The sequence below is a fragment of the Rhodococcus sp. 05-2255-1e genome (assembly GCF_002259025.1).
GTDB lineage: Bacteria > Actinomycetota > Actinomycetes > Mycobacteriales > Mycobacteriaceae > Rhodococcoides > Rhodococcoides fascians.
Map to the genome: position 1 here is coordinate 243696 of NZ_NOZE01000010.1, position 11719 is coordinate 255414.

Consider the following 11719-nt stretch of genomic DNA (forward strand, 5'->3'; position numbering starts at 1 on the left):
CTACTCAGGCCTCTACTTCGGATGGATCGGTACTGGGGGCTTGTTCGGTGCCGAAGAGCGAGTCCTGCGGGGCTCGGTCACGCACGCTGACCATCACGTCTCGGTACCGAGCGATCACCGGTAGCACCAACACGCCGCCGGATACGCTGTGTATCAAGCGAAGTCGATGCAACAGCGCTATCGCACGGATGCGCAGACCGTCCCGGTCGGTCTGCCACTGCGCCGCGAACGTGCGACCGAATCGGTCCACGAGATCGTCGACGACCGAGACCAGCCAACTGTCCTCGATCAACGGATACTGTGTGCGCTCCGCCGAGTTCTCGACCGTCGTCGGATCGGCGGGAAATCCGAAGTCGGCCAGGTCGCCGAAGATTCCGCCGCCGGGGATCGCGTCGTCCAACTGTTCGACGAGTAGGTCGCTCGCGGGCAACGGATACGTGGACAGTGCCGGAGCATCGGGATCCACGACCCGATCGGAGATTTCTCCCGCGATGAGCAACGCAACCTGGGCGATCGTTCCGGTGCTGGGAAAGCGGTGGTCGGACAACCGTCCCGAGGTGTCGATGAGGGTCACGCCCTCGGCGCGACGCTCGGCAACGAGACCGGTGAGCAACTCGACGTCGGCGACGGTACGCGAGGCGGTCAGGGCGGTGCGTGCGTCGCCGTCGAGATCGTCGAGATAGACGACGGGGTGTTCGACCAACGCTCGGCGTACCGCACGCAGCGTTTCCTTCGGGTCTGCCTCACGCCCGGACTCGATGTGTCCGAGATCGGAATCCTCGGGATCGATCGGGGCATCCGAGCCGGCCAGCAGGCCACGAATCGAACGCAGGTGCTGCACGGCACGCGGCGGCCGAAACATCGCGACGACCACCGATCGGTCGATGTCGTACAGGGCCTCACCGGCCGTCGGATTGTTCGCCCAGCCCGTGGCGTCGCCGTCGGCCAGCGAGATCGCACCACGCGTGGCCAGCCATCCGATCGCGTCGACGAATGCGTCTCGGTCGCTCGCGCGGTCGGTCGTGAGTTCGACGCCGTCCACCTGACTCGACTCCGTCGCCACGTGATCGGCGAGTTCGGACAGAGTGATCTGGTTTCCGGCCCGACCGAGCGCGGCAAGCGCCAGCGCCAGATACGCGTACCTGCGGCGGTCGAACACCCGCTCGGACGGCGTTCGCGCGGGTTGACTGTCGTCGAGACGATCGATCACGGGGAACAGACGCGCGGTCGTCTCGGTGACCTCGAAGCGGTAGCCGAACAGCTCCAGGAGATCCTCACGCAGTTCGGTTGCCCACCTGCGCAGCAGCGGTAACGCGATTCGATCGGGGTACGTCGCGGTGACCAGGTGATTGGACAATGCGACTCGGGCAGCCCGCTGGTAGGAATCCAGAGCGAGCGAGGAGATTTCACGTGCTCTCACCGGCGCGCCACCTCACTGACGTCGAGGGCGAGGCGGTCCAGATGCAATCGGCCACGGCTGGTGCGCACGATCGTCGAACGATCGCTGTCGCTCAGCGTCAGGCGCACGCCACTGTCCGATCCGGACGAGTCCGAGGTGCGTCCGCTCACGCGTACCCGGGCAGTCAACGCGGCGTTGAGCAGGCTCAGCAACACTTCGGTTTCCTGCTCGTTCAGAATGCGGTCGTGGATTCCGGCCGAGGCGAGCGACTGCGCGGCGGCACTGCGTGATCGCTGCGACTCGAGTTGCTGCTCGCGCAGTCGTCTGATGCCGCCGTCGTTGCGCTGTACCCGCCCTGGAACGCCGGGGGTCGGAGTACGTCCGGTCTCGGCCAGCGTGCGCGAGATCTCGACCGGCGGTGCCTCCCACCATGATCGGGACATGGGGATGATGTCGGCGTCGGGATGGACCATCGACAGGTGCCGGGGTCGGCCGAGGCCGAACACGGCGTGAAACAGAGCATGTGCGCTGTCCTCGGTGGGAGCAGCAGCGAACCAGCCGGCGAGGTGACGCAGTTGGCTCTCGCGACTCACACCGCCCTTCCGAGTTTCGGTGACGCGCCGCAGCAGTGACAGCACAGCAGCGATCGCGCTCATCGTGCCCTCGCGGAGGCGCTCGGATTCGCTGAGCTCGGATTCGGCCGCGACGAACCAGTGCGACAACCCGGCCCATCGGTCGGTCCAGTCCGCTCGCCGTTCGTCGACGGAGAGAAAGACTCGTTCGTCGCTGATCGCGGCACGGTCGACGAGTTCCTCGATGCCGGTGCTCTCGACGAGTGCGATCGCTTCCGCCAACTTGGGGGCATAGCGGGTGAGATCGGAGCTGAACTCACGCATGTGCGTGAGCAGTGCATCCTTGTGCGCCAAGAACGATTCGGGCGTGATCTCGGTGGTGCGCACCAGGTCGCCCAGCACCAGATAGAAGTGGGCGGCACGGGTCGCCATCTCCGACAACGTCGAATCGAGTCTGCTGAGCTTGCGGTAGATGCGGTCGCCGTCGGCCTGACGGTTCGCCTCGGCCAGCTCGTGCATGTCGGCCAGCAGCTCGGGCAGCACCAGCCGGGACAGCGAGGCGTCGTCCAGGCGCGCACCGAGCACGTCCTCGACCGCACGGTAGGCCTTGTAGCCGGCCTGACCGAACTGGTAGACGAAGTGCCGGTTGCGGTATTCGGCGAGGGTCGCGGCGCGGGTGCCGTCGTAGCTGCGTTCGAGCAGACCCCAGGCGTGGAGTTGATCGAGCAGGGGTGCGATGTCCAGTGTGGTCAGCGCGTCGTGACGGCCGGGGCTACGAGCGATGAGATCGGCGACGTCGCCCGAGTGCAGCAACACCACGTAGTTCGCGCGAGCGGTGTCGAACGCCCGCAGTACTGCCAGGTATTCGGATCTTTTCTCGGCGACGGCGAACGAGAAGAGACCGAGACGGTCTTCCTCCACGAACGCATTCGCGGCACCCAGCCGTGCGTCCTCACCTGAATCGCTCACTGGAACAGGGTAGGGGGTGGCCGGTGCTCCCGTTGAACCACGCTGGGTACCGGCCATCGACCACGACAACTTCTGCCGGTCCGGTAGGAAGACATTGTCGGCCCGGCTTCACCTACCAGCCAGTCGTTCCCCCGCATTCGGCTACGTCCGGTCAGGGCTCGACTCCCCGTTCGGTGTCACTGTCCCGCTCCTGCAGCTGCCTACCGAACGCCGAACATGTGCTGTTCGTGCTCGGTACGGCCGGTGACGGTATACGACAGGGCATCGGTAATGAGTTGGTGATCGGAGTCCGTCCACCGATCGCGGTGTTGGCGCTGGAAGTCCTGCCAGGACGCCGTGGTGAACTGCTCGATACGCAGATCGGGATCGACACTGTCGCGGTACAGGCCCCACGAATAGCCGCCGGTCCTCCGACGGGCTTTCCCGACCGCGGCCATCGAACGGTCGAAGTCCGCCTGCTCGGCAGAAGCGACCCGATAGGTGACACTGACAACGACGGGCCCGTCCTCCGGGGCAGGTCCGAAGATGACCGTCGGTGTCGGCCACGCCGTCGAGACTCCACGAGGCAAGGTCCCTGTCGCTGGGTGCAGGGGCAACACAACGACACTTGCGCCGGCAAGCATCAAGAGGACTGCCGAAATGAGCAGTGCAACGCCGAAACCGGCGTGGGATGCGATCAGGCCCCAGATGAACGAGCCGAGCGCTTGCGAGCCCATGAAGACCAGTAGATAGATCGACATCCCACGGGCCCGCACCCAGTGGGCCAGTGACAGTTGGATCGAGGCATTGAGCGTCGTGAGTGTCGCGATCCAGGCGGCCCCCGCCACGAGCAGCAGTGGCAGAACGAACCAGATCGGCAGGTATGCAACAGCGACGGCCCCCAACGCGTAGGAGACGGCCGAGATGGACAGCAACGCGTTGGCCCCGAACCTCCTTCGCAGGGTGGGGAAGAGTGCAACGCCCGCCAGGGCACCGACGCCGAGCATGCCGAGAATGAGGCCGTACCCGGAGGCACCGAAGTGCAGATGTTGCGACGACGCGAGGGGCAGTAGTGCCCACAACGCCGACGCGGGGAAGGCGAACAGGGCGGATCTGAGGAGGATTCGACGGACGATCGGCGCCGACTGCATGTAGTGCAGCCCGGTCATCATCGACCGGCCGAGACGCTCGCGGTCGATTCCCGGATCGTCGGCCGGACGACGCCACCAGGCGAGCGCGCCGAGGATCACTACGAACGTGACAGCGTTGAGTGCGAAGACGGCCGCCGGACCCGCGGCGGCAACGATGACGCCGCCGATCGCGGGGCCGATGGCCCTGGCGCCGTTGACCGTCACTCCGCCCAGCGCGGAGGCGGCGGGGATTTGTTCTGCTGGAACCAATTCCGGCTGGATCGCCTGCCAGGCAGGGGCAGACAGGGCCGATCCGCAGCCGAGGAGGAAGGTCATGCCCAGCAACATGATGGGGGACAACACGTCGGTGTAGGCGAGGAACGTCGTCGTAGCGGCGACGAGGGCGGTGTACGTGCTCACGACGATGAGGAGTCGACGGCGATCGATCAGGTCGGCCAGTCCGCCTGCGGGCAGCGCCAGAAAGAGCGTCGGGAGCAGGCTCGCGGTCTGGACCAGTGCAACGATCGTGGCGCTGCTGTTGTGCTCGACAAGGAACCACTGTGACCCGACGGTCTGCATCCACAGGCCGATGTTCGAGACGAGCTGAGCAAGGAACAACGTTCGGTAGATCTTGCTGCGTAAGGGTGCCCAGGCCGAGACCTGTGGTGGCGCAACAGTGGTCATGCGGCTGTCCTTTCACGTGCGATCGAGGCGAACACACCCGCGGCAGACAAGCCGACTCCTATGCCGATTGCGGTGTCCAGCAGTCGAAGTAGGGGCTGCATCCATGCAGTCGACGGGTCGCCCAGATCGGCGACGACGAGGACCACCGTCGAAGTGATGCCGGTGAGTACGGCGTCTTCTGTGTGCCCGAGCAACGCGGCAAGCAGACACCCGGCCCCGATCACGGCACCGATTCCGATGGCGGTGACCGGGAAGATCAGCAGGTAGGTCAGGCACACCGCCAGGCTCATCGCGGTGGCGAAAAGACGTGTCCTGGTGTCGGCGAGCCGAGCGTCGAGCGTTCCGCGGAAGACGAAGATGGTGGAGACCACCGCCCACATCGCCCCGATCTCCGCGGACTCGTCCGACTCGTTCAGCGCTGGCCCGACCACATCGACGAGTAGGAAGTACACGGCGGCACTGGTGACGGCAAGGACGATCGCGGACGCAACCTCACGTCCGTCGACCGCGGACAGCTTCACGGTTCCACGGGGTACTGGGCAGTCCACATGGCGTCTTGGATCGCTTGCACGACGTCGGTGGGCGTGTGGGTAGCGAGGCCTTCGAGCACGGCCTGGTCGTAAACCGCGTTCGCGACGATCGCCGAGATCTCGCGGAGGTTGGACACGTCGGGTAACAGTGACGATCCGCGCTCGGACGCGTCGGTGTGCGAGGCGAGGGCCTTGGCAGCCGCGGCGAGAATTCCGTCGGTGACCCGGGTCGCCCCGCTGACGATGATGCCGAGCCCGATGCCGGGGAAGACGAGAAAGTTGTTCGCTTGGCCGACGTGGTACGTCACACCGTCGAACTCGATGGGGTCGACGGGTATGCCGGTGGCGACGAGGGCGGCACCTTCGGTCCAGGTGATGACGTCCTTGGGGTCGGCCTCGATCTTCTCTGTCGGGTTCGAGATCGGGAGAATGATCGGCCGTGGCGTCGACGCTGCCATGGCCTCGATCACGTCCTGCGTGAACGCACCGTGAGCGGTGGAGGTGCCCAACAGCACCGTAGGTTTCGCCGTCCGGATCGTCTCGAGCAGGCTGACGGTGGAACCAGCACCGGCGACTGCGGATCGCGGTTTCGCGTACACCTGTTGGAAGTTGCGAAGATCGTTCATGTCTTCGAACAACAGGCCCTGTTTGTCGACGAGCCAGATGCGGGAGATGGCGTCGGCCTCCGCGGCGCCGTCGGCGATCATGGCGTCGCGCAGCTGATCTGCGATGCCGACTCCCGCAGTGCCCGAACCGAACACGACGAGTGTCTGCTCGCGCATCGGGATGCCGGTGGCTGGGACGGCAGCATGCATTGCGGCCATGACGACGGCACCGGTGCCCTGCACGTCGTCGTTGAAGATCCGGTAGTCGCCGGAGTAAGTGGCCAGAATGTCGCGGGCATGCTCGGGGCCGAAGTCTTCGAAGTGCAACAGTGCGCCGGGGAACAGCCGCGCCGCCGTCTCGATGTACTTCTGGATGAACGTGTCGTAATCGGCTCCGCGACGGCGCGAGTGGCGATTGCCCAGGTACAGCGGGTCGTTGAGCAGAGCTGGGTTGTCGGTGCCGACGTCGAGCGAGACGGCGATCGCGCGGTTCGGGTGAATGCCTGCGCCTGCGGTGTAGATGGCCAGCTTGCCGATCGAGATCTGTATTCCACCGACACCCCAGTCGCCAATTCCGAGGATTTCTTCGGCGTCGCTGCAGACGATCAGGTCGACGTCGTCCGGTCCGAGGCCCAATGTGGCGAAGGCGGCCTCGATGTCGTCGGGGGCGTCGATCGAGAGGTAGAGGCCACGCTGACCGCGGTATTCGTCCGAGTACTTCTCGATTGCCTCGCCGACGGTGGGGTCGTAGACGACCGGGAGCAGTTCGGGCAGGTGGTCGGTGAGTACCCGGTAGTACAGGGTCTCGTTGCGGTCGTGGATCTGCTCGAGCAACAGATTGCGCGGGAGATCGCTGGGAAGTTCCTGCAGTTGCCGGTACACGCGGTCGGCCTGCTGGGCGAGGTTCAGCACACCTGCGGGCAGTCGGCCCACCAGGCCGAGTTCGACGCGCTGCTCGGCGGTGAAGGCAGAGCCGCGGTTGACGATGGGATCGGTCAGGGCGGTCGGCATCGAAAGCGAAGGGGGGATGGACGTTGTCATGGTCTACTCCTGATGTGATGGGGGGAGAGATCTACTTACGCTCCCCGGACTCCCTGTCCGACGAGGTTCTTCGGGACGACGATGTCGTCGAACTGCTTCTCCGTCACATGCCCGGAGGCAAGTGCGGCTTCTTTCAAGGTCTGATCGTTCGCCAGCGCGTTCTCGGCGATGTGCGCCGCGTTCTGGTAGCCGATGACCGGACTCAGTGCCGTCACGAGCATCAAGCTCTCGTCGACGTAGCCGGCAATCTTGTTCTCGTTCAACGTGGTTCCGCTGACCGAGTAGGTCACGAACTTCTCGATGCCGTCGCCCAGAATGCGGGCCGAGTGCAGGAAGTTGTCGATCACGATGGGCCGCATGGCGTTCAGTTCGAAATTGCCCTGCGAACCGGCGAACGCGATCGCGGCGTCGTCACCCAACACCCTGATGCTGATCATCACCATGGCCTCGCACTGCGTGGGATTCACCTTGCCCGGCATGATCGACGAACCCGGTTCGTTGGACGGCAGCACCAGCTCCGCGAAACCGGTGCGCGGTCCCGACGCGAGCCACCGCATGTCGTTGGCGACCTTCATGAGTGCGACGGCGAGGCCGCGGAGTGCCGCGTGGGCGCGGACCATGGCATCGAGCGAACCCTGCGCCATGAACTTGTTGGGCGCAGTGACGAACGGCTTGCCGGTGAGCTCGGCTATCTTCCTGGCGATGTCTTCGCTGAACCCGGCAGGCGCGTTCAACCCGGTGCCCACCGCCGTCCCGCCTGCGGCGAGTTCGTACAGACCCTCGCGACTGCGTTCTATTTCCTTTGCGGCGGAGCGGATCTGCGCTGCCCATCCCGACCACTCCTGGCCGACGGTCAGCGGCACGGCGTCCTCGAGATGGGTGCGCCCGATCTTCACGACGTCCATCCACTGCTCGGACTTACGGTCCAATTCGTCCGCGAGAGCGGTGACCTGGGGTAGCAGTCGTTCGTCGATTTCGATGATCGCGGCGATGTGCATCGCGGTCGGAAACGTGTCGTTGGACGATTGGCCCATGTTCACGTCATCGTTCGGTCCGATCGGTTCCTGCGAACCGAGCGTGCCACCGACCAGCTGAATTGCGCGGTTGGAGAGCACTTCGTTGACGTTCATGTTGCTCTGCGTGCCGGAACCGGTCTGCCAGACGAACAACGGAAAATGCTCGTCCAGCCGGCCGGCGATCGCCTCGTCGGCTGCTGCGACGATCGCATCGGCCTTCCAACCCTCCAGCCGACCTGCAGCCTGATTGACCAGTGCCGCAGCCTTCTTCACGTACCCGTAGGCGTGGTACACCGCCTTGGGCATCCGGTCGTCCCCGATCGAGAAGTGCTGGAGCGACCGCTGGGTCTGGGCACCCCAGTACTTCTCGGCGGGGACGTGCACGTTCCCCATGCTGTCGAACTCGACGCGCGTGCCGACCGCGTCGAGTCCGATCGGAACCATTTGCGAGGTCATGGCTGGCTTGTCAGGGACGGCGCGGGCGAGGTAACTGCCGCAAGTGCTTCTTCGATGACAGTAACGACCTCGTCGGGCTTGGCCAGCATCACCAGGTGTGGGGCATCGAGTTCGACGACGCTGCGCAGACCGGCGCGCTCGTAGCCGAAGCGCTCGACATCCGGGTTGATGGTGTGGTCCGCGCTGCTGACGATTCCCCAGCCGGGCTTGGTCTTCCAGGCTGCGGCCGGTGCTGCTTCGGCGAATGCGAGGCCGGCCAGCGGGCGCTGGGAGACGGCGAGGACCTCGGCGGTCGCGAGGTCGATGCCACCGGCGAACACTGCGGGGAAGGCGTCGAGCTTCACCGAGACGTCGGTGCCGTCGCCCGGGAAGGGGGTGTAGACGAGGTTCGCGGCGAGATCGGAATCGGGGAAGCGTCCCTGTAGTTCGCCGAGGCTCTCACCCTCTTCGAGTGCGTAACCGGAAACGTAGACCAGACCGACGACGTTGTCCGCCATGCCTGCAACCGTGATGACGGCTCCGCCGTAGGAGTGTCCGGCGAGGAGAACCGGACCGTCGATCTGCTCGACTACGGAGCGGATGTAGGCGGAGTCACCGATCAGGCTGCGGTTGGGCACCGCGGGCACGACGACGGTGTGACCCTTGTCGAGCAGGCGGCGGGTGACCGGTGCCCAGCTGGCCGAGTCGGCGAAGGCACCGTGGATCAGGACGATGGTGGGTGTGGTGCTCATGAGAAGACTCCTTGGAAGAAAAGTGGGGGTGAGGGAAGGGAGGAACTACTTGGCAAGGAATTCGAGAATGTCTGCGTCCAAAGCCTTTTGGTAGTCGCCGTAGATGCCGTGCGGGGCACCCGGGTAGACCTTGAGCGTGCCGTCCTTGACGAGGTCGATGGACTTCAGCGCAGCCGCGGCGATCGGCACGATCTGGTCGTCGTCGCCTTGGGCGATGAAGACGGGGACGGTGAGAGCCTTCAGATCTTCGGTGAAGTCGGTCTCGGAGAACGCCTTCACGCAGTCGTAGGCGGCAGCGAGGTTGACGAGCATCCCCTGACGCCAGAAGTCGTCGATGGCACCCTGGGATACCTGTGCGCCGTCGCGGTTCGCGCCGAAGAAGGCCTGGGCGAGGTCCTGATAGAACTGTGAGCGGTCAGTGAGGACGCCGTTGCGAATGTCGTCGAGTGCTTCGATCGGCGTGCCCTCGGGGTTGGCCTCGGACTTCAGCATGACCGGGGGAACGGCACCGGCAGTGATCACCCGAGCGACGCGGCTGCCACCGTGCTGCGCGGCGTACCGCACGACCTCGCCGCCACCGGTCGAGTGTCCGATGAGGGTGAGCTCCTGCAAGTCGAGGGCCTCCACCAGTTCGGCCAGATCCTTGGCGTAGGTGTCCATGTCGTTGCCGACGTAGGTCTTGGACGAGCGTCCGTGTCCGCGGCGGTCGTGGGCGATGGCGCGGTAGCCGGCGTCGGCGAGAAGCTTCAGTTCGAGCTGCCAGGCGTCCGAGGACAACGGCCAACCGTGACTGAGCAGAACTGGCTTCCCCGTGCCCTGCTCGGTGTAGTAGATATCGGTTCCGTCAGCGGTGGTGATGTACGGCATGGTGTCCTCCTGGTGCGAATGTTGTTCGGGTGTACCGAGAACATTCGTCCGTCGAGACGTTCGTGTCGTCGCTGCTGGCAGGCAACGTGGGGGAGTGGTGCCCGGTGCAGTCCGCTACCTGGTAGCGGGTAGACAGGCTTCGAGAGTCGTGCCGACACCGGGTGGGCTCGATACCGTCAACGTGCCACCGACCGCCTGAATGCGGTCCTGTAGGCCGATCAACCCGGAGCCGTTCGCTGAATCGGCACCGCCTGCGCCGTTGTCCGTCACGGTCGATGTGAGCTCGCCTTCTCGCACAATCGCCGAAATGACTATCTCGGGAGAGTTCCTGGAGATCCCAATGCACCTGCGACAGCGTGTTCACGCTGCGGTTCGATCGATCTCGTAGATCTCCGGGTTCCTCGGGTACGGACGCCTGGGCCGCTCTCAGGTCCATCCCGAGGGGGACGATCCGCTGCTGCGCCCCGTCGTGCAAGTCTCCTTCGATGACGCGGCGCGCCTGGTCTGCGGCGGCCACGACGCGTGCTCGGGACTCCGTCAGACGGGTACGTGTCTCGCTGATGTCGTTGCGGGAATCATCGATCGACTTTTGGGTAGGAGAATCTACGGCTACCGGTAATGCCGGGCCCGACGAGATCTGACATTCTCGAAAAGGTGAACCGTTTCGATCGCCGTGCACTGATCGTCGACGACAGCGCCGCCTTCTGCGCCGCCGCGACGCGGCTGTTGGAATCTGCGGGTGTGACCGTCGTCGGTACGGCATCGACGACTGCCGCCGCGTTACGGTCGGCGAAAGAAAATTGCCCTGATCTGATCCTCGTCGACATCGATCTCGGTGCAGAAAGTGGCTTCGATGTTGTCGAAGCACTCCTGGCCGCTTCCCACCCAGCCCGTCCGGACGTAATTCTGGTGTCGACGCACGACGAGGACGACTTCGCGGACATGGTCGAATCCAGCTCCGCCATCGGGTTCCTTCCCAAGTTCGGGCTGTCTGCGGACGCCATCATGGATTTGTCGACGCGCGGTTGAGCCACGCCGCAGGATCTTCGGTCAAGTCTGGGCATCGAGGAACATGATGACGGCCCGGACTCGCCGGTGGTCGTCAGCGGTCTCCGCGAGATCGAACTTGGTCAGAATGCTGCGTACGTGTTCTTCCACCGTGCCCTCGGTAATCCGTAGTCGACGTCCGATGCCTGCGTTGGAGAGACCCTCGGCCATCAAGGTCAGAACGTCGCACTCACGTGAGCTCAGCGCAGCCAGTGGATCGTCACGGCGTCTGGCGGCCACCAACTCGTACACCAGCGCCGGGTCGATCACCGATGCGCCGCCGGCGACGCGGTCGATAGTTCCGACGAAATCGGCCATGTCGGTGACCCGAGTCTCGAGAAGGTAGCCGACGCCCTTGCCACCGTCGAGCAGTTGCAACGCGTGATCGATCTCGACGTGTGCGGACAGCAGCACCACCGCAATCTCCTTGAGTCCCATGCGGATTCGCAAAGCCGCATCCAAACTTTCGGAGTTCTGCGTCGGCGGCGTTCTGATGTCGATGATCGCCGACGCAGGGAGCTCGCGCGCGACGAGAGTCTCCAACTCCTCGGCGTCGCCCGCTTGACCGACGACCTCGAGACCGGCTTGATTCAGCAGACTGGCCAGGCCTTCACGGAGCAGAACGTCGTCGTCGGCGATCACTACTCGTAGCCCGGGAGTCACCACACTCCACCGGGGGCGACGGCCCGACGG

At 64.9% G+C, this 11719-nt stretch carries 10 protein-coding genes; 1 reads left to right on the forward strand and 9 read right to left on the reverse strand.

What is annotated here, in order from left to right; translation table 11 throughout:
- Nucleotides 1-4: 4 nt before the first annotated feature.
- The 8 genes from CH262_RS09155 to CH262_RS09190 form a co-directional block, all read right to left on the reverse strand.
- Nucleotides 5-1420, reverse strand: coding sequence for a DUF2398 family protein (locus CH262_RS09155; protein WP_032387365.1), 1416 nt, complete (start codon nucleotides 1418-1420; stop codon nucleotides 5-7).
- Nucleotides 1417-2997 (reverse strand): TIGR02677 family protein, encoded by a 1581-nt coding sequence (locus CH262_RS09160; RefSeq protein ID WP_080732062.1) that lies wholly within the window; start codon nucleotides 2995-2997, stop codon nucleotides 1417-1419. Before CH262_RS09160 ends, CH262_RS09155 begins: the two co-directional genes overlap by 4 nt.
- 143 nt (nucleotides 2998-3140) lie before the next feature.
- Nucleotides 3141-4733, reverse strand: a complete 1593-nt coding sequence (locus tag CH262_RS09165) for an MFS transporter (RefSeq protein WP_032387367.1) — start codon at nucleotides 4731-4733, stop codon at nucleotides 3141-3143.
- Nucleotides 4730-5254 (reverse strand): FUSC family protein, encoded by a 525-nt coding sequence (locus tag CH262_RS09170; RefSeq protein WP_032387368.1) that lies wholly within the window; start codon nucleotides 5252-5254, stop codon nucleotides 4730-4732. Before CH262_RS09170 ends, CH262_RS09165 begins: the two co-directional genes overlap by 4 nt.
- On the reverse strand, nucleotides 5251-6909 hold the full coding sequence (locus CH262_RS09175; RefSeq protein WP_032387369.1) for an NAD-dependent malic enzyme: 1659 nt from the start codon (nucleotides 6907-6909) through the stop codon (nucleotides 5251-5253). The genes CH262_RS09170 and CH262_RS09175 overlap by 4 nt, the downstream gene beginning before the upstream one ends.
- A 35-nt stretch (nucleotides 6910-6944) precedes the next feature.
- Complete coding sequence (fumC, locus tag CH262_RS09180) at nucleotides 6945-8381, reverse strand: class II fumarate hydratase (protein ID WP_032387370.1); 1437 nt, start codon at nucleotides 8379-8381, stop codon at nucleotides 6945-6947.
- On the reverse strand, nucleotides 8378-9112 hold the full coding sequence (locus CH262_RS09185) for an alpha/beta fold hydrolase (protein ID WP_032387371.1): 735 nt from the start codon (nucleotides 9110-9112) through the stop codon (nucleotides 8378-8380). The genes fumC and CH262_RS09185 overlap by 4 nt, the downstream gene beginning before the upstream one ends.
- Before the next feature lie 45 nt (nucleotides 9113-9157).
- The gene (locus tag CH262_RS09190) at nucleotides 9158-9979 is read right to left on the reverse strand and encodes an alpha/beta fold hydrolase (protein WP_094717476.1); all 822 of its coding nucleotides are present in this window, start codon (nucleotides 9977-9979) and stop codon (nucleotides 9158-9160) included.
- A gap of 618 nt (nucleotides 9980-10597) precedes the next feature.
- Between CH262_RS09190 and CH262_RS09200 the strand changes: the two genes are divergently transcribed.
- Complete coding sequence (locus CH262_RS09200) at nucleotides 10598-11008, forward strand: response regulator (protein WP_032387444.1); 411 nt, start codon at nucleotides 10598-10600, stop codon at nucleotides 11006-11008.
- Between the two features lie 21 nt (nucleotides 11009-11029).
- Here CH262_RS09200 and CH262_RS09205 read toward each other — a convergent pair whose 3' ends face one another.
- A complete protein-coding gene (locus CH262_RS09205; RefSeq protein WP_032387555.1) occupies nucleotides 11030-11689 on the reverse strand; it encodes a LuxR C-terminal-related transcriptional regulator in 660 nt (219 codons plus the stop codon).
- Nucleotides 11690-11719: the final 30 nt, after the last annotated feature.

Excerpts from the sequence above, each read along its gene's own strand:
- CH262_RS09185 (WP_032387371.1), bottom strand. The coding sequence starts at position 9,112 with ATGAGCACCACACCCACCATCGTCCTGATCCACGGTGCCTTCGCCGAC.
- CH262_RS09190 (WP_094717476.1), bottom strand. The coding sequence starts at position 9,979 with ATGCCGTACATCACCACCGCTGACGGAACCGATATCTACTACACCGAG.
- fumC (WP_032387370.1), bottom strand. The coding sequence starts at position 8,381 with ATGACCTCGCAAATGGTTCCGATCGGACTCGACGCGGTCGGCACGCGC.
- CH262_RS09160 (WP_080732062.1), bottom strand. The coding sequence starts at position 2,997 with ATGGCCGGTACCCAGCGTGGTTCAACGGGAGCACCGGCCACCCCCTAC.
- CH262_RS09175 (WP_032387369.1), bottom strand. The coding sequence starts at position 6,909 with ATGACAACGTCCATCCCCCCTTCGCTTTCGATGCCGACCGCCCTGACC.
- CH262_RS09165 (WP_032387367.1), bottom strand. The coding sequence starts at position 4,733 with ATGACCACTGTTGCGCCACCACAGGTCTCGGCCTGGGCACCCTTACGC.
- CH262_RS09200 (WP_032387444.1), top strand. The coding sequence starts at position 10,598 with ATGCCGGGCCCGACGAGATCTGACATTCTCGAAAAGGTGAACCGTTTC.